The sequence below is a fragment of the Saprospiraceae bacterium genome, assembly GCA_026129545.1.
Taxonomy (GTDB): domain Bacteria; phylum Bacteroidota; class Bacteroidia; order Chitinophagales; family Saprospiraceae; genus M3007.
The window spans coordinates 222,173-242,500 of the sequence record JAHCHX010000001.1; the positions used below are offsets into that span (position 1 = coordinate 222,173).

Here is a 20,328-nt window from a genome sequence, read left to right on the forward strand (position 1 = left end):
GTGACATCTCAGAACCCGCCAAATCGAGAATCGCTGAGGTCAATCCGGCTTGCCATACGCTGGGTTTTTCACAAAGTCCAAATCCGTGAACGTTTTTAAAAATGCCACCAAATCCGCTTTATCCTGTTCGGTCAGTTGCAAGCCGCCTGATTGCAAATTGACCTGCATGAGCACATCTACGGTTGCAGACTTTTTCACGCCAGTATTGTAATGCTCAATCACTTCTTCCAAGGTGGCGAATCGCCCGTCGTGCATATAAGGAGGGGTAAGAGCCACGTTGCGCAGGCTTGGCACTTTGAATTTGCCCCGGTCGGCTGGATTGAGCGTGACGTTTTGGAGGCCCGCGTCGGTCATGGTTGCGTCCGAGTCGAGGCCGTTGTTCACGTAATCATCAATGGTCAGGTTGTGCCCGACGTGGCAATGGAAGCATTGTGCTCCCTTTTCGATGCCGCTGGGGTCAAATTGACCAAAAAACAACTTTCGCCCCCGCTCTTCCGAGGCGCTCAAAGTAGCGTGTCCTTTTTCCCAATGGTCGTATTTCGAGCTGTGGGAGACAATGGTCAGCATGAATTGCTCCAAGGCCAGCCCGACTCGTTCAGCCGTCACTGTGGCATCGCCAAAAGCGCGGACGAATTGGTCGGTGTATCGTTTGTCGGCGCTGAGCTTAGCGACCATGTTGGGAAGGGTTTCGTTCATTTCGAGCGGGTCTTCTATCGGCATCAGCGCCTGTTCGCGCAGCGTAGCGGCCCTGCCATCCCAAAAAAATCGGTGTCGGTGCCAAGCCAGATTCATCACCGACATAGCGTGGCGATGGCCCGGCAGCCCTTCCACGCCGATGCTGAATTGGCGCGTGTCTGTGAAAGCATCTTTTTGCTGGTGACAATCGGCGCACGATTGAGAGCCGTCTTTGGAGAGCTTTTTTTCGTAAAACAGCATTCGCCCCAACTGTACGCCCGCAAGGGTGAGGGGATTGTCGGTCGGCAACTGCGGAGGGTCGAAGTGGCCGTAGTCCAAAGTGTACGGTGTCGGGTCAAAAGTGACAGGGGGTTCCACAGGCTCCTTTGTGCCGCAGGCGGACAAAAAGGTGAGTGTGGCCCATGCAAGGTAACAACGGTTTTTCATGCATATTGGCGCTAGCGTGTTCAGACGCTGACGGCGGGCAAAAATACGCATAACGGCAGCGTTTATGCAGCCTGCTGGAAGAGGCTCATTTGCCCGTTGTGCAAGAAGGTGTCGAGCAGGCGTGCATATTTGAGTTTGTCCTTGCTATTGGTGCGGAGCGCGATGAGTTTGGCCAGTTCGAGCGTGAGGAAGAAGTCCTCAATCGGTTCGCCGGGCCGAGGCCGTTTGGCGAAGTCGCGATAGGGCTGCGGGCGGCGGATGCCGTCGGCAAATTCGTAGGCATCGCGGAGCCAGCGACGCACTTGTGCGCCGTATTGACGAACGGGCAATTTGAGGGCGGCGTGAAGGTTGGAGGCGGTGACGACTTTGGTGCCGTGCTTGCTTTCAAATACTTCGAGTTTCATAAGCCACTCGTTTTGTTGCTGTTAACTTGTTTGTTTTAAACGCGGTACAAAAATAAACAAGTTGTTTTTAAACACAAATTATTTTGTAAAATTTTTTGAAAAAATTTTTTGTGTTTAAAATAAATCGCTTAAAATCAATCTTTTGCAAAATGAAAACAAATTTGAGCGATACGGGTTTTATGCAAAAATTTGTGGGTGCTGCTGGATTGATACTAAAAACTCACGCTACCTTCGCCCGCCAATTTTATGCGCTGACGACACCACACAGCGACCATTTTTTTCCCTAACCACTTTGTCCGTTTTTCATATTGCCCATGGCGCTAGTCATTGGGAGCAAGTATTTTTTTGAAATAACTGCTCGCTTATGTCAGCTATTCTCGGTTTGTAAGAGGTGTCATCTTTTGAGGAACGAAAAAGGTGACATCACGGCCTGTTTTTGAGATGTCACCCCTCCATGCTTCCGGGATGACACCTCAGAACCCGACAAAGCGCGAATCGCCGAAGGCGCGGGCAATGCAACACACACACTCAACTATTCGCAATCAACTCATGGCGCTACTTCCCATCGGCATTGACGACATGGCCTTCTATGTGCCCAAACTTTATCTTGACATCCGCGCATTGGCCGAAAAACGCAACATCCCTTACGAGAAACTTTCGCTGGGCCTCGGCCTCCACAAAATGGCCGTGTGCGATGCGCACGAGGATGCCGCAACGATGGCCGCCGAAGCGGTGGCCGAACTTATGGAGCGCAACGGCCTCGACCCGCGCCACATCGGGCGCATCTACCTCGGCACGGAGAGCGCACTCGACATGGCCAAACCGACGGGTACCTACGCGGTGGAGATGCTCGCGCAACGCTTCGCCAACCGCTACGGACCCGACTGCTTTCGACATTGCGACGTACTCGACATGACGTTCGCCTGCATCGGCGCGACGGATGCGCTGCAAAACACGCTCGACTGGGTAGCGACCGACCGCAACAACATCGGTATCGTGGTGGCCAGCGACATTGCCAAATACGAACTCAACTCCACGGGCGAATACACACAAGGCGCTGGCGCGGTGGCCATGCTTGTGCGCTGGCATCCGCGACTGTTGGTGGTGCGGCGGCTCTTTGGCGTGGCGATGGAGAGCGTGCATGATTTTTACAAGCCCCGCCGGGAAAAATTCAGCGAAACGCCTGTGTTCGACGGGCAGTTTTCCAACCTGTGCTATCAGAACCGCATGAACGAGGCGCTCGACGATTTTCGCCGTCGGGCGGTGGCGGCGCGATTGTTTCGCGACGCCCAGTTTCAGGCGCTGAGCGAGCGTTGGGCGCGGATGATTTTTCACCTGCCTTATGCTTTTCACGCCAAGCGGATGTTTGTGGAGCGGTTTGTTGAGGAGCGAAAAACGAAGGGTGCTTGGGAAAATGACGTTGCCAGATTTGGCTTTCAGGAGCCATATGCGGGGCAGTTTTTGGAGAAAAAATCATTTGGGAAAGCGCACGCTGCCTTTTTGAAAAACGTCAGCGAATCAACGCTTTATCGCCGTTTTGTCGCCCAAAAATTGGAAAAAGCCCAACGCGCCAGCATGGAGACTGGCAACCTGTACACGGCTTCTATTTTCCTCGCGCTCATGAGCACGCTCGAGTGTGATTTTGCGGGAAATGGCAATTTGGCGGGAAAAAAATTGGGCTTCGTGGCTTACGGCAGCGGCTCGAAGGCGAAGGTGTTTGAGGCCGTCGTACAGAAAGAGTGGCGCGAGGTGACGCAGCATTTTAAGGTGTTTGAAAAATTGCGCGACCGCCGGGCGCTCGACTACGACCAATATGAACTGCTGCACACCGGGCAGCAACAAGGGGCGGTTTTCGCAGAGGAAGGGCGTTGGGGGCTTGAAAGAGTGGGTCACGAAGGCGTGACGTTGGGGGCGAGGTATTATGCGGTGTTTTGACGACGTTGTGCGAGCCAGTCTTTGAATGGACTCCACAACCCCTTCACCGCCACCAACGCCGCAATGGGCATGGCTGCCACTGGCATTTCCTGCGGAATGATTTTCCAAAAAATGAGGGCTATGAGGGCGAGGCTGCCTGCTATCGCAAAGTGGAGCCGAATCCAGCCGCCTTTGTGGCTGCGCCAAAACACAAGCAAATGCGTGGGGAGCGCCCACAGCAGGTTGAAGTTCGTCTTTGTGGCCGAGTGGTCGGTGGCGAACCAAAGCAATGCGATGAGCAGCCCCGACGCGCCCAACACGAACCAAAAAACTGTATCGAATATCCGTTCCGTTAGGCGATGAAACATGCTTAACAGACCGAGCAGCGCCACGAGGCTCATCACCCAGAGGGGTCGGTCGAGGAAGCCGGGTCTGAACTCGGTGGTCGGAAACGGGTATTCGGGGATGTTGCGCTCCGACGCGACGAGCGGGGTGGTGTCGTTGATGCGGGCTGCGGCAAACATATCGCGCACATGGTCGGGTAGGAACATGAAGTCTTGGGCTAGCGCCCGTCGGTCGGCGGCGTAGCCCAAGCCGAGGTTCATGCCGAAATGTGTCCAGGGCTGACTGGTCATGTAGGGGTTGAGGAGTTGGCGCATTGTGGTGCCTAGGGCGAGTCGGCTGCTGTCCCATTGGATGGGTTGGTCGAAGGTCAACCCCACCACGTCGCGGATGCGGGTGGCGCAGTTGTCGTAGAAAAAGTCGTATTTGTAGTAGCGGTTTTCCTCGAGGGCGTTTTCTTCCAACACCTCGAAAAGGCGTTGCTTTTGTGTTTGGCTCAAATTGAGGGTTTGTTCCTGCATGGCACGCTGGTCGCGCAGATTGCCGCGCTCGAAGCCGCGATAAGGCTCGACATCGAGGTAATAGAGGAGTTTGCCGCGACAAAATTTGAGGATAAAATTGGGCTGCTCGAAATCGAATGTGCCGTAGTTGTAGCATCGGTCGAGTCGGTTGGCGGGGTCGAGGATGCGCAGGGCGCTGTGGCCAAAAGTGCTGTATAGGAACTCGCCCGGCGCGACGGTCATCAGGCTGACGCGGGCGCTATCGGAGAGGGCGGGCGTGTTTTGTGACGGTAATGTTCCCGCGCACAGCAGGAAGGCAAGCAGCATGAGGTGTTTCATCCAAACAATTTTTGGAGAGTGTTCAGAAAACTGTGTCATCCCAATGGAGACGATAAGAAAACACAGAGGCACTAAGGGCACAGGGTTTTGGTTTTCAATAATTTACATTCCTTTAAGCGCGGCGTGTATTGCGTAAAAAGAAAACACCCCCGGTATGGTTTGACACATTTTTCTGAACACTCTCAATTTTTGCGGGAGCGAAGGTGGCAAAAAAATCAAAAAAGCCCCCACACCCATGAGGCGAGCATGGCTGCCATTTTCCAAATGCCCCAAATCAAAAGGGCAAATAGCACGAAAAACAAGATGCTCAGCAAAGCTATTGACCACCGGGCGCTTGGTTTTGTCTTTCCGTCGGCATAATATTTTTTCAATAAATTCACATTGCGGCGGTTGGCTTTGAAGCCAAAATCGAACAAGTCGCCCACAATGGGGACGATGCCCGTGATGGCATCGAGGGCAAAGTTGCCCATCATGCGCAGCATGAGCAGGGGGCCAGCGCCGCGCTTGAGCATGGTGCGCATGAGTATGCCCGACACGACGAACCCAGCCACATCGCCTAAATAGGGCACGAGTCCGATGATGCCGTCCAATCCAAACCGGGCATTGGTGCCGGGGATGCGGAATTGGTCGTCCAAGATTTTGGCGAGCGCGTCGAGCCGGGCGAGGTCGGGGTCGTTTGGTTGGGGGGCGTTCGTTGTTGCTTGCCCGACTGGCTCGTCCGGGCGGAGTTGTTCGTTGGTGGTTGGTGGTTGCTGGTTGTCCATGCGGAGGTTGATTTGGGGGGCAAAAGTAGGGTTGGTGGCGAAGATGTGGCAGTGGGGAAATAAAAAAGCAGCCGCTTGTTGGGGCGACTGCTTTTGGGGCTTGCTCCTCAAAATAATCCTATTGCACGCGCAACGTCTCCCCGATTTTCACGGTGTCGCTGGTCATGTTATTGAGGCGTTTTATGTTGGCGACGGTGGTGTTGTATTTGCGGGCAATGCTGAACAGGGTGTCGCCTTTCACCACTACATGGGTGCCGGGGGCGGCGGGGTTTGTGGGGGTGGGCGGTGGGGTGCTGGGTGGCGTGACGATGGGGGGATAGTTGGTGCTGCCCGTCACCACTGGCGCTGGCGCGCTGGGTGGCGGAGTGGTCGGTGGGGTAGTGGTTGGTGGGGTGGAGGGCTGTTGGGGCTTGTTCCCTTCGCCGCCGCCGATTTCTTCGAGCAGGCCGTCCTCGTCGGGGGTCATGCTGCCGGGGTTGGGAGTTGGCCAATAGCCGCCGGGGTTTTCGGGCTTTGTGGTTGCCATGCCGTCGCGTAGGCGCACGGGGTCGCTTTTTGAGCGATTGCTGTTGAGGCGGATGCGTTCGCCTTCGGCGGGTTCTTGGCCTCTGGTCATGTAGTTGCGCTCCAACAGTTTGCTCAGTTTGATTCCATATACTTGGGAAATGTCGAACATGGTCTGGTCGGCCTTCACGACGTGTTCGTTGGCTGGCCCGCTCGTCCATTTGTCTTTTTTAGGCTCGATGAAAATCCGCGTGTTGGCTTTGAGTTTTTCAAGGGGGGTGTAGCCTCGGTCGTTGTATTCGGCCACCTTGTCAGGTTTGAGCATATAGGTGCGGGCAATATCGGTGATGGTTTCTCCCTGACGCGCGATGGCTACCTTCACGTTGTTGATGCGCCCCACGCGGTTGGCGGGGTTTGGCAGCGCGACATCTGCACCTGTTTCCGTGCCGTATTGAGGGTTTTCGGGCTGGGGCGGGGCTGTGGGCTTGCCGCTGGCCACGTCGTATTCGTAGAGTTTGTATCGCTCGATGATGTCAATCAGTTTGTCGGCATAAGTGTTGGAGGTGGAATAGCCTGCCGCTTGCAGCCCTTGTGCCCAGCCTTTATAGTCAGTTGGGTCGAGTTTGAAAAGAAATCCGTAGCGAAATTCTTTTTTGGGGTCGCGCAGGAAATGTCCGTGGTCTATGTAGCTCTCTTCCACCTTGGTGTATTTGCGAAAGCAGGATTCCTTGAGTTTGCCGTCGGGGCCCCGGTCATCGTCTTTTTTCATATAGGTAGCGCCTTTCCAGTCGTTGCCGCATTTTATGCCGAAATGATTGTTAGCGTTTTGAGCCAACTCACTAGTGCCTGCTCCGCTTTCCAGTATGCCTTGGGCGAGCGTGATGCTGGCTGGCACACCAAGGCGCTGCATTTCATAAATGGCCGCCGACGCGAATTTTTCGGTGTAAATCTGGTTGCGGTCGGCGCCAGTGCGCGAGCTGAACATGGAAGAGGCGGGAGCGGGTTCGGGCTTTTTTTTGAAGGCGCTGCAAGAGGGCGCTGCGAGGGCTGCTACGAGTAGCAGCACGGGGAAAATCTGTTTCGTCATCATGTAATGCGGAAATTGAGTTTTGGAATTCTGAATGAACGGCCAAATGTAAAACGCCTTCGCAAAAAATCTATTCTGCCAAGAGGGTTGTCTTCGTCAAACAAAAAACGGCGCTTCCGTTTGCATCGGAATCGCCGTTCGAGTATCAAAAAAGGTTAGGTGTGTTATTTCAGGATGAAGTTGTACTCAATCCAGCCGCATTGCACCTCTGCGCCCGGCTCTGCGGCAAATCTGCTTTTCAGCGCGGCAGCTCTGGCGGCTGAGCGGAGTGTGGCATCTGTCGTGGTGGAGCCGGATTGGGTGGGGTCGGCTTCCACCACCGTGCCGTCGCTGTTGACGCATACGCGCACGCGCACGGTGCCTTGTTTATTGGAGTCATAATCTGCTTTGGCAAGGGTCAGCACTTTGCGGCCACCCAGCCCTCCGCCGACCGAGCCGCCGGTGCCAGTGCCGATGCCTCCTCCCGAACCGCCTCCGCTGCCGGGGCTTTGCCCGAATGGGTTGCTGCCTGTGCCTCCGGGGATGCCTTGGTTGCCGGCGTTGCCACCCGAACCGCTACCTGCGCCTGTGCCGCCCGTGCCAAGTCCAGAATTTTTGATCCTATCCCGTCTTGCTTGCTCTTCCCTTGCTTTGGCGGCAGCGGCTTCTTGTTCCTTCTTGATGCGTTCGCGTTCGATGGCTGCAAGTCTGTCTTGTTCTTCCTGCTTGCGCTTGGCCTCCTCTTGCTGCTGACGGCGCAGTGCCGCCACGTTGGGGTCTTCGGTCGTGGGCGTGTTGACCGGAGGCTCTGTCTTGGCTGGTGGGGTAGGGGTGGGAGGCGTGGGTTTGGGCTCGGCGGGCGGCACCTTGGCGGGCAAAGCAGGCTCTGCCACGTCGGTTGGGTCGCCAGCGGGTGCCGAAGTGCTGTTTCTGCCTCTGTCCGGTTGGCCCTGTGCGGCATTGTCGCCGCCACCGCCCCAGTTCGACATATCAATATTGATATAGACGGGTGGTGGCTCAATTGCTTTTTCCGGGACGGAAAACTTGTAAAACATAAGCAGGGCCAACATGCCAAGGTGAACCAACAGGCTGGTAAGTATCGCCTTGGTGCGGTCTTCTTCTCTATGGACTATGGCTTTCATGACTATTGCAGTTTTGGGTGAATGGATGCCGAAACGGTGTTGAATGCACAAAAAATTATTTGTCGTCTTTCAACTGATTGGTGGCCAAGATAGTTCGCACCTTCAATTTATTGGCAATATCCAACACGAACACAACATCTTCAATGGGCACTCCCTGCTCGGCAGCGATGGTGATGGTCACCTTCGTGGGGTCTTCGTCTTCGGCTCTTACCCGCGAGCCGAGCACAGGCTGGAGCGATTGGCGGTCAATGGGGCTATTGCCAAGGTACATCTGGCCGGTCTTTCTTATCGAGACGGCCAACGGAGTGGAGGCGATGGGGGCGGAGGAGCTACTCGAGGGCAGCTGTAGTTGCAGCGAGTTGGTGGTGACGAAATTGGATGTCAGCATGAAGAACATCAACAGGAGGAAGATGACGTCAATCATGGCTGCCAAACTGAATTCCGGCTCTACTCGTTGTCTTCTTTTGAGTCCCATATTCTTTATTAGTTGTTCGTTGTTCGTTGTTCGTTGTTCGTTGTTGGTTGTTTGTTGTTCGTTGTTGGTTGTTTGTTGTTGGTTGTTTGTTGTTGGTTGTTTGTTGTTGGTTGCTTGTTCGTAGAGTTGACTTTTTTGTAAAAAATTGAAATTCAAGCACCAACAAACCATGAACAACGAGAAAAAATCAGCGTGAGGGTTCTTGGAGCAGGTCCATAAACTGCATGGCCGTGTTCTCCATTTTGAAAATAACTTGGTCGAGTTTCGACACCAGCAGGTTGTAACCCGCCATTGCCATGATGGACACGAACAGGCCAAAGGCGGTGGCTGTGAGGGCGTGGTAGATACCGTCGGAAAGCGTTTTTGCAGTGATGGCTCCCTCGGCGTTGGCCATGGCTTGGAAGGCGATGATGAGACCTATTACCGTGCCCAACAGACCTATCATGGGTGCGATGCCAGAGATGGAGGCCAAAGTGGAGAGGTTTTTTTCGAGTTTGAGCAGTTCGAGGTTGCCGACGGTTTCGATAGACTTGTTGATGTCGTCCAGTGGTTTTCCGATGCGGTCAAGACCTTTTTCCACCATGCGGGCCATGGGGGCATCCACGCTTTGGCACAGGGCTTTGGCTGCTTGAAGGTTTCCGTTTTCCACGCTGTTTCGGATGCTATTCATGAAGTTTTGGTCCACTTGGCCTGCTCTGCTGAGCGTGAAGTACCGCTCCACGATGATATAAACGGCGTAAATGGATAGCAAAGTCAGGATGCCAATCACTACTTGGCCAGAGGCGCTGCTGCCCGTGATGAGGTCGAACAGGCTTTGCGATTCGGCGGGGGGCGGCGTGGTCGTGGCGGGAGTAGTGGTGCCAGGGGTAGTGCTTGGGCGCGTTTGCAAAAAGAAGAAAGAGGTCAAAAAGGCGTTTACTATCATGTTAGTTGTTGCAATTAGTTGGTGAAACTGATTGTTTCCTTTGAGCGATTGCGAACGCCAAAAGTAGCGCATTTTGTATTCGGCCAAATTTTTTCCTTAACATTTTTCGCATCAAGGGGCATGTTTTGGCGGGGAAAAGACAAATATCAGTGGTTGAGAATGAAAGTGTTATCGGAAATCGCCCTTGTCGCGCATCATCTTTTGCCCCTCCCAAATAATCGGTTTTAAAATTGTGTGAAAATTTCGCTCGCGGCTTTTCAATTGACATGGCTTTGTTGGCTGTCGCTTGCGGTTGTTGACGTACCTTTGCCAAACAAATGTTTGATATGAATTCAAAAACCGGTTTCTTGCTTGCCGCGCTCCTCGGGTTGATGGCTTGTGGTGGCGATGCCCCTAAGACCAGCGATGCTCCGCCCAACACCCCTTCCGCTAAAGCGGACGCTCGCCCCATCACTTGGCTCGAAGGTATTTACGCGACCTCCAGTTCGCCCGCCAACGAAATTTATGACTTGTTCGACGACGACCCCTCCACTGGCTGGCGCACCCAAACTGGGGCTGGGCCAGACGAGGGCATTATGCTCTATTTCCCCAACGCGCTGCCACTCCAATCCATTCAGATTGTGCCCGAAGAGGGGCGTTTTCAAGGAGCGGATGCTTACATTCAGACGTACGTCAACGGTGCCTTGGGAGGAGGGGGCAAACCCGGCGATAAAATCGCCTTGGGAGAAGAGTTGGTCAAATCGCTCTATATACGCTTTGTGAAATCTGGTTTGGAGGAAGTCTCAAGACCTCAGAATAAAGATGAGGCGGTGGTCGAGATAGAGTCGTTTCCGGCCAATGAATATATCGGTGTGAAAGAACTCAAGGTGTGGAACGACAAGGGGGAGCTCCTGCGGCTCAAACCACCCAAACGGGTGCGCGGCACCCTGTCGGCATCCTCCACGCTTCAGCCCGAAATCGCGTACAGCGTCGCCAATTTGTTCGATGCCCGCAAGGAGTTCGTCTGGGTGGAGGGCAATAAAAAGACATCTGGCGAGGGCGAATCGCTCACCTTTGAGTTTGATGAACCAGTGAACATCACGGCCATCCAAATCTGGAATGGCTACCAACGGTCCGACGAGCATTTTGCCGCCAATGCGCGTGTGCGCGATTTTGGGTTTGGCCTGCAAGGAGGCGAGGCAACCACTTACACGCTGCGCGACACGAAGGCTGGCCAAAAAATTGAATTGACGGCACCCTTAAAAGGCAAATCGTTCACCTTGTCCATTCAAAGTATCTATGCCGGAAGCAGATACAAGGACTTGGCCATCAGCGACATGGTTTTTTTCGATGGTCAGAAGCCGTTCGTGTTGTACTCAAAATTGCTCGAGCGTACCCAGTCGAACTTGCGCAACGAAATCGGGAGCTCCCCGCTCGTCCAAATTCTAAATCGCCGCGTCAGCAATGTGGTGCAGGAGGTCGGTGTGATGACCCAACAATCGCTCATCCTGCGTTCCGACGGTACTTTTGTCATGTATAGCAGCGACATCATGCCCGACGACACGGAAGTGCAAACACTTGCCGACGGTAATTGGGAACTCATTTCCTCTGACCCTGCGGAGGCAGTCATCAAAGTTTTTGGCAGGTGGAACAACGTCTCTGATTTCGCAGACTACTATCGGGGCAACACTACCCAAAACGTCACGCGCATTTTTAGCGACCAAGTATTGACGGATGGCAACATCGTGCGCGGAAAGCGGATGCTCGGGACGTTTTATCTGAGATAAGGTGAGGATAGGGGTCATACTGTACAAATTGTTCGCTTGGGCGCTACTTTCAATTTTTCAAGACCAAAACCCATCGTGGCTGCTCTGGTGCTGGCGACGGCTTCGGCGATGCTGCGCTATTGGTCGCTGGCGCAAACGTCTTTCTCGAATGGTTGGGACAGCTATTTCTATCTCGTGCAGCTGAAATCGCTGGAAGAGACAGGCAAAATGCACTCTCCTGATGCCTCCATCATTTATCCTTATTTGCGCTTGTTATATTGGCTCACAGGCGATTATGTGATGACCTTGAAAGTAGGCACGGCGCTTTTGTGCGCGCTATGGACGGCAGTGATGTGGCGCATGGGTGGCTTTGTGTTGGCTGCCTGGTCTGTCTTTTCTCCGCATCTGGTCTATTTTGCCGCTCAATATCCCAAAAATCTGCTGGGCGTGGTGCTGCTCGTTGCGTTCATTGGCACGCTTGAACACAGGCCACGCGGTGGGCTTAGAAAACCACTCCATTGGCTGTTTCCTCTTTTGTTGCTCCTGCTCAATTATTTTGGCCATCGGCTGACGTTCGTTTTGGCGCTGGCTTACCTTGTTTTATGGTTGGTTGGCACATGGAAGCCCGTGCCTACTCGGCTGATTTTTTCCCGCAAGAAGGTGCTCGTGGCGGGAGCTGCGATAGGCGTTTTCATGTTGGTCGGGCGTTTTTTTCCGGGCCTTTTTCATGTCGTTGACTTGGGGCGCTTGAAGGGCGCTTGGGCATGGCCGCCACAGTTTGCGCCTTACTCGTTTGTTGCGCATTTTGGCTTGGAACGCATTTCGGGTTGGTGGCTGGCAGAGATAGGGGTGGTGACGGGTTGCTGGCTGTGGTCGCTGATTCATGGGGCGAGGGAGAAGTTCGAGCCATTGTCCCCCGTGCGGGTCAATGGTTCATTAGTCATCCTTTCCGCCCTGCTCTTGTTCCCTTTTTTGGAGTGGTCGTTCACGGGTGTTGCGTGGCGGTTGTTCCTTGTTTTTGTGTTGCTTACCCCACTCTCGGTAATTGGTTTTCAAATTTTGGAAAATAGGCGAAGCGGCTTGGTTTTTGTGACCATTATGCTTTGCTGTTCTTTATTTTCTTGGAAAACTTATAGCCCCAAAATGCACGACCCGGACTACTCGCGTTTCTCGTTCATCACGGAGCAAGCACAAGCAGTGTTGAAAGAAAAGCAGGTGGAGTTGGTCATCGCGCACAACGCGCTGGCCGAGTTTTTCACCTACACGACGGGCGCCGATGCCATGCCGTGGCTGCCAGAATACGAGGTGGACTCGCTCCGTTTGTGGCGCATCGCAACCGGCGCAAGCCTGCAAGCGTTGAGATACTACGCCGGAGCCAACAGTGGCACCATCAAGCCGTTGGGTTATGGGTACTTCATGCTACCTGAGTATGTGTGGCAGGCAGCCCGCCGACAAGCCAAACACGAGCGAGATGAGTATTTTTTGACCGAGACGACCGATTGGCGCAATCCATCGCGTATTCGACCCTCGTGGTTACTGCATAGAAAAAGAACCCATTAGCCATTGTAAAACGATATATTCGACCGTTACCTTTAAAAATGCCGCCGTTTCCTTGATGGTATCGGATTGTAACGTACCTTTGACGCTAACTTTCGCACACCTTAAACTGTCACCGTCTTATGATTTTTCCATTTGGCAAAAAGAAAGACAACAATGCCGACAACGAGCAAGACAAGAAAAAACGCTCGCTCGACGACATTGAAGCCGACCTCACCGTGCTCGACAAAGACGAGATGAACAAAGTGGAGGGCGGCAAAACGAACAACTCGTTCGGCAGCCTTGGCGACCTCCGCGACAGCCTCGGCAGCACTATTCCCTTGTAATCAACCCTTCCCATACTTCGGAAGCCTTCTGTCGCTACGAGCGGCAGAAGGCTTTTACTTTTGCAGACGGCTGACGGTGCACCGTCAACCATGCACCGTCAATCGCATATCACATGGAAATTTTGCAGCGCCTTTGGGAGGGATTGCTTGCTACCACGCCGCTTGAGTTCGTCGCCGTGTTTTTCGGCGTTGCCAGCGTGATGTTTTCCCGGTTGGAAAACATCTGGGTCTATCCGACGGGCATCGTCAACACCACGATTTATATCTATCTGAGCATTGTCGCTGGGCTGTACGCCGAGGCTGGGGTGAATTTTTATTACACCGTGATGAGCATCGTCGGCTGGTGGTTGTGGGCACAGAAACGCGAAGGCCAAAAGGTGTTGCGCATCACTCGTTCAAGTCAGCGCGAATGGCTGAGCGCACTGGTTTTCTTTGGTTTGTGTTGGGCAGTCTTGTTTTTTATCCTGAAAAAACTCACCGACAGCACAGTGCCGCTCGCCGACGGCTTCGCGGCGGCGGCGGCCTACACGGGTATGTGGCTCATGGCTCGAAAGAAGTTGGAAAACTGGCTTTGGTGGATTGTGACGAACATCGCTTCCATGCCGCTTTACTTCGTCAAGGGTTTTGTGTTCACGAGTTTTCAATACTTCGTTTTTCTCGTGCTGGCGATTTTGGGCTATGTTGAGTGGCGGAGGAAAATGAGGGTTTCTATCCTTCCAGAATCATCAAAGCCAGCCAAGCAAACGGCAACACGAAGATAAAAGAATCGAATCGGTCAAGAAAGCCTCCGTGACCTGGCAAGATGGAGCCAGAGTCTTTGATGTGCGCGCTGCGTTTGAGCATGGACTCGACAAGGTCGCCAAGCGTGCCAAACAGTGCTACTATTATCGCTAGCACTATCCATTCCTCCGGGTCGAAGTCCGTGATGATTTTTGACAGGAGGATTGCGACGATGAAGGTGCATAAAATGCCGCCGATGGTGCCTTCCCACGTTTTTTTCGGGGAAATGCGGCTGAAAAAAGGTGTTTTCCCCAAAAATGAACCAGTAAAATAAGCCATCGTGTCGTTTGTCCAAGTCAGGAACAACAGCCCGAACACACGAAGCGGAGCGTAATTGTCATGCCAATAGGAAATCGAAATCAGCAAGGCAAAAGGAACACCTATGTACACCACCCCCAGCAGGTAGTGGCCGATGTTGGTGAACGGCCGCTCCGATTCCAAAAACAACTCCACGATAAAAAGCAGAAAAACGAACAGCATCAGCATGATAATGGACATCAGTATCGGGCTAACGTTGTCGGACAAATCAGCCACAAACAGATACGGTGAGAACTGACTGCCAGATGGCATGGAGAGAAACAGGTTGAAAATCTTGCTGCCAAACACAATGAACGGAAGGCAGCCGAGCACGGTGCCCACGATGCGTCGGAACCTTGCATGATTGGTTTCCTGACTGAACATTAGCCCGGTGAATTCCCACAAACAACCCGCCGTGATGAGGATAAATAGTAGGTAAAAAGCTTTGTCCCCGCCAAAAACACCACCGAGCATAGCGATGACGAAGATAATGGCGGAGATAACCCGTTGTTGCATTTTGATGGTGATTTTGCCGGAATGTTGATATTGTTATACTTCGCGCCGTTAGGTTTTGTGCATGGCAAAAAGCGCAATCTGCTCAAAATCAAGGAAATAAATCATGGGCATCTGACAAATCCTAGCGAATCAAGGTATAGTTCGTGTTCAGTCATTTTCGCCCGCTCACAATTCGCTCCCACAGTTTTTGAAACGACTCCTCGCTGCCTTTCACGCTGCTGCGGTTTCGGTTGTTTTGCTTCGCGTCCCACTCGCCTTTTTCATTTTTGAAAAGCAAAAACGGGAAAACGTAGTTGTTGCCGCGAATGGAATCGCCCAGTAGCCCGAAACGCAAGTCGTTCACCTGCAAGGTGTCGCCATTGTAGGGCATCACACTGTAATAGCCATTGGAAAACCAGCGCAAAAAACGCAGCGCCCGCGCATCGGGGGGGATGCCCTCAAGCAAATGGTGATTTTTCGGAATCACCGAAAAAGGCGCGTATCGCTCTGCTTGGTCGTTGAACCCGTACAAGCCGTAGTAAAAAGCCGTGTCATCCTCCGCCACACCATGCCAGACGATGTTGTTGAAAATCGTCGGGTTGGTCATGAATCGGCGGTGCCGGACATCCTGTTCTTCCAGCGTTTGTCGGAAAATGCGGTTGGCTTGCACTTTGTGCCACGAGGCATAAATACCCACATACCCGACAAACCACGCGACGCCCAACCATGCAAGCGCTGCCCGCATCGGCTCGTTTTTCTGAAATTTTGCCGCGAGCACCAGAAACAATCCGAAAGGAATCGTCGCCAATGGGTCCACCACCGAAATGGTGTTCCACTGCACTCGCAAATCGCTGAAAGGCTGCCAAATCTGAGTGCCGTAGTTAGTGCAACAATCAAGGATTGGGTGCGTGAAAATGCTTAGGAAAAACAAGGCAACCCAAGTAAGGTAAGGTGCTTCCACGAGCGGAAGGTCGCGCCGCCAATACTCGTTCCACAATTTTCGAGCAAGCCATATACCTATCGCAATCGTGGGGAGCAGCACATAAAAACTTAGCCCCTCTCCCACCAGCACGGGAATAAAATTGATAGCAGCCGCTGCCCCAAAAAAGAACAGCAACCAGATACCCATTGCCCACGCCTTGTAGCCCCGCAATCGGTATATGTTGTTGTGGTAAAACCACCGCGTCAGCCATGCAAAAACCCAGGGCGCGAGCGCCGCAAAAAGAAACGAGTGCATGAAGCCGCGATGAAAGGAGGTGCTTGCGATTTCGTCGGTAAAAAAAACGGCCAACACGTCCAAATCTGGAATCGTGCCGCCCACGGCACCCCAAAGCATGGCGCGGTTGCCGAGTTTTTTGCCCGCCACCACCTCGCCACAGGCAGCACCGAGAACAATTTGTGTGAGTGAATCCATTTTTTGGTTGATAAGGGTTGATGAAAGTTGATAAGGGTTGATAATCAACATTTATCAACCTTCATGAACTTTATCAACCTTTACTTTTTCTTCAAAATAGCTCGTTGAAACACCCCGAACGGATATGTTTTTACTTCGGGAATATCTTCCTCGCCATGTTTGGCATTGCCAGTGATGCTAATCTCTTTCTCAAGTCCCGACATCACCTCGAAAATCATGGTGTCGTCCGCCGTCTTTTCGTAGGTGCACAAAACACGGGAGCCTTGCACCGTGAACCAACACAAGAGCTTAGGCCCCAGCAAATAGCTCTCCATCACTATCGAGTTTTTCTCATCCACTTTCCAGATGCCGCGTTCGGGAGCGACTGGCACAAGTTCGTAAGGCCGCCAATCATTTTCCTTGGAGCCGTATATGAGACCAAATGTGTAACGCCCCTCCGTGGAGGTATCAATTTTGTGAATTTCGATCGTCATCTCGACGGATTGTGCCTTTCCCTTGGGGTTGAAAATATCAAGCGTGCCCGTCCAATTGCCTTGCCAAGAGGCGGGGAAGGCAGTGGCCGTTTGAGAAGAAAGCGTTTGAAAAGAAAACAAGAAAATTAGGAGAGACGAAATGCGCATGTGCTCAGGTGTTTGTGGCAGCAAATGTAGCGAACAAACGTTACTTCCCGAAAAACACCTACTTTTCGCCGCGAACAGATTCAAGCGTCGCCTTTTTCTCAACCCTTTTCGACGGTTTTTCATGAAATTACCTTCTCCCGGCTTTCTCCTCCATGCTTTATGGCAAGCCTGCCGCCGATTTCCCGGCACGATGGTGTGTGCCATTGCGGCTGTGGCCGCGGTGTTCGAGCTCATCGGCGCATCCGATATGGCTCGGGAAAATTCATTGGTTCGCTTGTGGCTGCCTTTCCAATTGGGTTTGCCGCTGATGACCGGACTCGTGGCTTTGTCGGAGTCGAAAGGCTGGGATGAAAAACGCGGCTGGTTGATGCAGGGCTTGGGGCTGGTCGTGTTGGCGGGCTGCTGGTTTCTGTTCGACCCATCCCAACCTTCCTTTGAGTATCTGGGACTTCCGCGATATTTTACCCTGCTTTTTGTGGCACATCTATTTGTGGCCATAGCCCCGTACGTTAACGTGCGTTCCGTGCGCGATTTTTGGGAATACAACCGCGAGTTGTTTGCACATATAATAATAGGTGGGGTGTTCACCCTCATTTTGTTCGCGGGGCTGTCGCTTGCCATTTTGGCGGTGGACCAGTTGTTCGACATCAACATCCAAGAGCGTGTCTATATACGCTTGTTTGTGCTGCTGGCAGGTGTTTTTAATACGGCTTATTTTCTGTTTCACTTTCCCAAGCGATACGAGTTTGCGGAAGCCGACGCTGGGTACAATGCCGTTTTCAAAAATCTTTGCAAGTTCATCCTCATCCCGATTGTACTGCTCTATTTTTTGATTTTGTACGCCTACGGCACAAAAATCCTCATCACATGGAATTTGCCGCGAGGCTGGGTGAGCTCGCTCGTGCTGGGATTTTCGGTGGCAGGCATCTTCACCTATCTCCTGAATTTTTATTTGCCCCAATACGACGAAAGCGCCCATGTGCGCGGGTATAAAAAATGGTTTTGGTGGGTCGTATTGCCGCTCACCGTGCTGCTTTTTGTGGCGATTGGCAAACGAATCGGCGACTACGGCGTGACGGAGGGGCGTTTCCTTGTGGCGCACCTCGGCGTGTGGCTCGCCGTTACTTGCCTCTATTTTTTGTTTTCAAAACACGACAACATCAAGTTTATCCCTATTTCGCTGGCGCTTTTTGGGGCAGTGTTTGCCTTTGGGCCGCTCAGTGCCTTCAAAGTTTCCGTGCGCAGTCAGGCCGGGATTTTGGAAAATTTGTTTGAAAAAAACGGGCGCTGGAAAGATGGGCGATTGGTACAAGGCGCCTCGGATGTCCCTCCAGAGGAAGTCGCGCAAATCAGTTCCGCGTTGCGTTTTCTCCATCAGCGCGATGCGTTGCGGCGGATGTCGTGGCTGCCCATGCCGTTGGATAGTTTTCCCAACGTCATATCAGCTTACGATGCTGCGGAACAAATCATGGCTTGGGCCAGTATCCAATCCAAAGAACAGAAACGAAAACCCGCGTTTCTGAACGTGGTTGTCCCGGCACCGCTCCTCACAGCCGATATTAGGGGGTTCGATTATTTTCATCAAATTGATTTGTATCCGCGAACCAACGAAAAGCCCAAGGCGGGAGATTTTTTCGGCATTTCCGACAATCAAAAGGCCTTTGAGTGGAAAGAAGTGCGGGCTGGCAATGTCAGCCTCGTGGAATCGTTCGACCTCCAACCCGCGCTTCGGCAATGGTGGGAAAAAGGCCAACACACGGGCTACCTGGAATTGGATGCAAGCCATTCCACACTCAACTTTGCTGGGAAAAAGGGCAGCCTTCGGCTCTTGTTGCAGGATGCGGATGTGCGCAAGGAAAACGACACGCTCAGCCTGAGGCATCTGAAAGGATATCTTTTTGTGAAAAGAAAATAAACTCATTTTCCCGTCACGCTCATCGCCCGTTCCAACCCGATGGTGACAAAGGTTTTCACCACTTCTGCGGCTTTCTCAAGGATGCGCGGAATTTCGGCCTTTTCATCCTCCGTCCATTTGCCGAGCACATAATTGACTTGTCTGCCTTTTGAAAAATTGTCGCCAATGCCGATGCGCAGGCGTGGGTAAGCATCGGTGCCCAGCAATTCTTGGATATTCTTCAAGCCATTGTGTCCGCCGTCGGAGCCTTTGGGTCGCAAGCGTTGTTTCCCGAAAGCCAGATTCAAGTCGTCAAGAATGACAAGGCTGTTTTCAAGCGGTATTTTTTCCTTTTGCAACCAATACCGAACGGCCTTTCCGCTCAGGTTCATGTAAGTGTTCGGCTTCAGCAGTATCAAAGTGCGACCTTTGAACTTCACCTCAGCCAAATCGCCATGGTGGTCGCCGCGCCACGTTCCCTCCATCTGCTTGCAAATAAAATCCAAAGCATCAAAGCCGATGTTGTGTCGAGTGCCTTCGTATTCGTAGCCTACATTGCCGAGGCCAGTAATCAGGTATTTCATCTGAGCCAAATGTATTTTGACAATTGCGCCGCAAATGTAGAGAATGTCAATTGCCTGCTTTCAAAACCACTCGAATTGGCGACATTTGCGCCGTTTTTTCATCGTTCAACCTTTTATTTCTGATAATACCAACTATGCGTAAACTGATTTCGAGTCTTTTTCTGGGCCTTACCCTGTTTTTCTCCTGCACTAACGGTGCTGAAAAGCAAATCAATACTCTCTCGGCTGGGCCATTGAGCGTCCCCCCAGCCGATACCATCTCTGCACAAGTCTCCATCGTTGATCTCAACTGCTGGGTGGAGCAGGAGCGCTTTTTTGTGGCAGGCATTTGCGACAACCTGTCAAGCGATTGGCAGAAAATATGGCTAAAAATGTCACCTTTGGATGCTGCGGGGAATCCTCTGACAATAAACGGGGAGGCAAGTGCCTCGTTAGCCACATTCTCCGAAGCCGTGCCGCCGCGAGGCCGCACCTCTTTTTTCGCCGAATGGTCACTCAAAACCTTTTCAGGCACCCCGGATTCCTGCATCATTTCTGGCAACGGCGCACAAGTGCTTGCCGCCGGCCCGATACTCGTAACGGGTGAATATAGCGGAGTCAGGGCACTCTATCCCGAGCAAGTTGGAGACTCGGTCATATCTGTTGAAAAAGCATGGCACGCAAACTTGGTGATTGAAAACCCACTCAACTTGGTAGCCAATCATCCACGGGTAGCAATGTTGTTGTACGGCACCGATAATCGTCTGTGGTTTGTCACCGTTTTGAATCCAGAAGATAGCCTTCAGAGAGCTTATGTAAGCGCCGAACGCCAAGGCCCCATGCAACCACAAGAAAAACGACGTCTGGGAGCCATCATCACCTACGACAATTTGCCAAGCGCCTTGAAAGAAAATAAAATAGGCCGCGTGGACTTTCAGCCATTTGAGTCAAGACAGCAATGAACTCAAAGCTCTTTTTCCAGAATGATGCGAAGGCGCCCATCCTTGCCGACATAAGTGCCAGTGATGAGAAACCCGTGAAGTAGATTGAGCGCCAGCATTTCGCGCCAGCGATTGAGCGTTTTTGTCTGAATAAAACGATAACCCTGTCGCCGCGCCCAGTCGTGCTGGTGCTGCATCA

General features: G+C 52.6%; 20 protein-coding genes (1 of these 20 running past the window's edge). 7 read left to right on the plus strand and 13 right to left on the minus strand.

Annotated features, from left to right (window positions below):
- Window positions 1-39: 39 nt before the first annotated feature.
- A complete protein-coding gene (locus tag KIS77_00660) occupies window positions 40-1,122 on the minus strand; it encodes a c-type cytochrome (GenBank protein MCW5920831.1) in 1,083 nt (360 codons plus the stop codon).
- A gap of 62 nt (window positions 1,123-1,184) precedes the next feature.
- Window positions 1,185-1,526 carry a hypothetical protein gene (locus KIS77_00665; protein ID MCW5920832.1) on the minus strand — a complete coding sequence of 114 codons (342 nt, stop codon included), beginning with the start codon at window positions 1,524-1,526 and terminating at the stop codon, window positions 1,185-1,187.
- Window positions 1,527-2,075: 549 nt separating this feature from the next.
- On the opposite strand from KIS77_00665, the gene KIS77_00670 reads away from it, so the two are divergent.
- Window positions 2,076-3,461, plus strand: a complete 1,386-nt coding sequence (locus tag KIS77_00670) for a hydroxymethylglutaryl-CoA synthase family protein (GenBank protein ID MCW5920833.1) — start codon at window positions 2,076-2,078, stop codon at window positions 3,459-3,461.
- Here KIS77_00670 and KIS77_00675 read toward each other — a convergent pair.
- The 6 genes from KIS77_00675 to KIS77_00700 all read right to left on the minus strand — a co-directional run bounded on the left by KIS77_00675 (window position 3,446) and on the right by KIS77_00700 (window position 9,497).
- Window positions 3,446-4,621: a DUF4105 domain-containing protein gene (locus tag KIS77_00675; protein ID MCW5920834.1), complete on the minus strand. Its 1,176-nt coding sequence runs from the start codon at window positions 4,619-4,621 to the stop codon at window positions 3,446-3,448. The genes KIS77_00670 and KIS77_00675 overlap by 16 nt on opposite strands.
- Window positions 4,622-4,836: 215 nt before the next feature.
- Window positions 4,837-5,496 carry a DUF4112 domain-containing protein gene (locus tag KIS77_00680; protein ID MCW5920835.1) on the minus strand — a complete coding sequence of 220 codons (660 nt, stop codon included), beginning with the start codon at window positions 5,494-5,496 and terminating at the stop codon, window positions 4,837-4,839.
- A 7-nt stretch (window positions 5,497-5,503) separates the two neighbouring features.
- Window positions 5,504-6,979: a glucosaminidase domain-containing protein gene (locus tag KIS77_00685; protein ID MCW5920836.1), complete on the minus strand. Its 1,476-nt coding sequence runs from the start codon at window positions 6,977-6,979 to the stop codon at window positions 5,504-5,506.
- A gap of 161 nt (window positions 6,980-7,140) precedes the next feature.
- Window positions 7,141-8,097: a hypothetical protein gene (locus KIS77_00690; GenBank protein MCW5920837.1), complete on the minus strand. Its 957-nt coding sequence runs from the start codon at window positions 8,095-8,097 to the stop codon at window positions 7,141-7,143.
- 55 nt (window positions 8,098-8,152) lie between these two features.
- Window positions 8,153-8,572: a biopolymer transporter ExbD gene (locus KIS77_00695; protein ID MCW5920838.1), complete on the minus strand. Its 420-nt coding sequence runs from the start codon at window positions 8,570-8,572 to the stop codon at window positions 8,153-8,155.
- Window positions 8,573-8,759: 187 nt separating this feature from the next.
- Window positions 8,760-9,497 carry a MotA/TolQ/ExbB proton channel family protein gene (locus tag KIS77_00700; GenBank protein ID MCW5920839.1) on the minus strand — a complete coding sequence of 246 codons (738 nt, stop codon included), beginning with the start codon at window positions 9,495-9,497 and terminating at the stop codon, window positions 8,760-8,762.
- 326 nt (window positions 9,498-9,823) lie between these two features.
- Between KIS77_00700 and KIS77_00705 the strand changes: the two genes are divergently transcribed.
- The 4 genes from KIS77_00705 (at window position 9,824) to pnuC (ending at window position 13,886) form a co-directional block, all read left to right on the plus strand.
- The gene (locus tag KIS77_00705) at window positions 9,824-11,263 is read left to right on the plus strand and encodes a hypothetical protein (protein ID MCW5920840.1); all 1,440 of its coding nucleotides are present in this window, start codon (window positions 9,824-9,826) and stop codon (window positions 11,261-11,263) included.
- Window positions 11,264-11,338: 75 nt separating this feature from the next.
- Complete coding sequence (locus KIS77_00710; GenBank protein ID MCW5920841.1) at window positions 11,339-12,802, plus strand: hypothetical protein; 1,464 nt, start codon at window positions 11,339-11,341, stop codon at window positions 12,800-12,802.
- A gap of 119 nt (window positions 12,803-12,921) precedes the next feature.
- The gene (locus KIS77_00715) at window positions 12,922-13,125 is read left to right on the plus strand and encodes a hypothetical protein (protein ID MCW5920842.1); all 204 of its coding nucleotides are present in this window, start codon (window positions 12,922-12,924) and stop codon (window positions 13,123-13,125) included.
- A 113-nt stretch (window positions 13,126-13,238) separates the two neighbouring features.
- Window positions 13,239-13,886 carry a nicotinamide riboside transporter PnuC gene (gene pnuC, locus KIS77_00720; protein MCW5920843.1) on the plus strand — a complete coding sequence of 216 codons (648 nt, stop codon included), beginning with the start codon at window positions 13,239-13,241 and terminating at the stop codon, window positions 13,884-13,886.
- On the opposite strand, the gene KIS77_00725 is transcribed toward pnuC, so the two are convergent.
- The 3 genes from KIS77_00725 to KIS77_00735 all read right to left on the minus strand — a co-directional run bounded on the left by KIS77_00725 (window position 13,834) and on the right by KIS77_00735 (window position 16,731).
- Complete coding sequence (locus tag KIS77_00725; protein MCW5920844.1) at window positions 13,834-14,718, minus strand: phosphatidate cytidylyltransferase; 885 nt, start codon at window positions 14,716-14,718, stop codon at window positions 13,834-13,836. The two genes, pnuC and KIS77_00725, sit on opposite strands and share 53 nt — an antisense overlap.
- Before the next feature lie 151 nt (window positions 14,719-14,869).
- A complete protein-coding gene (locus KIS77_00730) occupies window positions 14,870-16,111 on the minus strand; it encodes a metal-dependent hydrolase (GenBank protein MCW5920845.1) in 1,242 nt (413 codons plus the stop codon).
- 80 nt (window positions 16,112-16,191) lie between these two features.
- On the minus strand, window positions 16,192-16,731 hold the full coding sequence (locus KIS77_00735; protein MCW5920846.1) for a hypothetical protein: 540 nt from the start codon (window positions 16,729-16,731) through the stop codon (window positions 16,192-16,194).
- Between the two features lie 121 nt (window positions 16,732-16,852).
- Here KIS77_00735 and KIS77_00740 point away from each other — a divergent pair, with 121 nt between their 5' ends.
- Entirely contained in the window at window positions 16,853-18,646 is a 1,794-nt protein-coding gene (locus KIS77_00740) for a DUF4153 domain-containing protein (protein ID MCW5920847.1), read from the plus strand.
- 2 nt (window positions 18,647-18,648) lie between these two features.
- Here KIS77_00740 and pth read toward each other — a convergent pair whose 3' ends face one another.
- A complete protein-coding gene (pth, locus tag KIS77_00745; protein MCW5920848.1) occupies window positions 18,649-19,209 on the minus strand; it encodes an aminoacyl-tRNA hydrolase in 561 nt (186 codons plus the stop codon).
- 134 nt (window positions 19,210-19,343) lie between these two features.
- On the opposite strand from pth, the gene KIS77_00750 reads away from it, so the two are divergent.
- Window positions 19,344-20,150, plus strand: a complete 807-nt coding sequence (locus KIS77_00750; GenBank protein ID MCW5920849.1) for a hypothetical protein — start codon at window positions 19,344-19,346, stop codon at window positions 20,148-20,150.
- A gap of 2 nt (window positions 20,151-20,152) precedes the next feature.
- Here the strand turns inward: KIS77_00750 and KIS77_00755 are convergent, their stop codons facing one another.
- On the minus strand, window positions 20,153-20,328 hold the final stretch of the coding sequence (locus tag KIS77_00755) for a GNAT family N-acetyltransferase (protein ID MCW5920850.1). Its footprint extends 271 nt past the window's final position; the window shows 176 of its 447 coding nt (coding positions 272-447); its start codon lies beyond the right edge, outside the window; the stop codon is at window positions 20,153-20,155.

Bases quoted from the DNA above. Each gene is read 5' to 3' on its own strand.
- KIS77_00705 (MCW5920840.1), top strand. From the start codon at position 9,824: ATGAATTCAAAAACCGGTTTCTTGCTTGCCGCGCTCCTCGGGTTGATG.
- KIS77_00740 (MCW5920847.1), top strand. From the start codon at position 16,853: ATGAAATTACCTTCTCCCGGCTTTCTCCTCCATGCTTTATGGCAAGCC.
- KIS77_00700 (MCW5920839.1), bottom strand. From the start codon at position 9,497: ATGATAGTAAACGCCTTTTTGACCTCTTTCTTCTTTTTGCAAACGCGC.
- KIS77_00685 (MCW5920836.1), bottom strand. From the start codon at position 6,979: ATGATGACGAAACAGATTTTCCCCGTGCTGCTACTCGTAGCAGCCCTC.
- KIS77_00735 (MCW5920846.1), bottom strand. From the start codon at position 16,731: ATGCGCATTTCGTCTCTCCTAATTTTCTTGTTTTCTTTTCAAACGCTT.
- pnuC (MCW5920843.1), top strand. From the start codon at position 13,239: ATGGAAATTTTGCAGCGCCTTTGGGAGGGATTGCTTGCTACCACGCCG.
- KIS77_00660 (MCW5920831.1), bottom strand. From the start codon at position 1,122: ATGAAAAACCGTTGTTACCTTGCATGGGCCACACTCACCTTTTTGTCC.
- KIS77_00670 (MCW5920833.1), top strand. From the start codon at position 2,076: ATGGCGCTACTTCCCATCGGCATTGACGACATGGCCTTCTATGTGCCC.
- KIS77_00665 (MCW5920832.1), bottom strand. From the start codon at position 1,526: ATGAAACTCGAAGTATTTGAAAGCAAGCACGGCACCAAAGTCGTCACC.
- KIS77_00725 (MCW5920844.1), bottom strand. From the start codon at position 14,718: ATGCAACAACGGGTTATCTCCGCCATTATCTTCGTCATCGCTATGCTC.
- KIS77_00715 (MCW5920842.1), top strand. From the start codon at position 12,922: ATGATTTTTCCATTTGGCAAAAAGAAAGACAACAATGCCGACAACGAG.
- KIS77_00730 (MCW5920845.1), bottom strand. From the start codon at position 16,111: ATGGATTCACTCACACAAATTGTTCTCGGTGCTGCCTGTGGCGAGGTG.
- KIS77_00675 (MCW5920834.1), bottom strand. From the start codon at position 4,621: ATGAAACACCTCATGCTGCTTGCCTTCCTGCTGTGCGCGGGAACATTA.
- KIS77_00690 (MCW5920837.1), bottom strand. From the start codon at position 8,097: ATGAAAGCCATAGTCCATAGAGAAGAAGACCGCACCAAGGCGATACTT.
- pth (MCW5920848.1), bottom strand. From the start codon at position 19,209: ATGAAATACCTGATTACTGGCCTCGGCAATGTAGGCTACGAATACGAA.
- KIS77_00750 (MCW5920849.1), top strand. From the start codon at position 19,344: ATGCGTAAACTGATTTCGAGTCTTTTTCTGGGCCTTACCCTGTTTTTC.
- KIS77_00695 (MCW5920838.1), bottom strand. From the start codon at position 8,572: ATGGGACTCAAAAGAAGACAACGAGTAGAGCCGGAATTCAGTTTGGCA.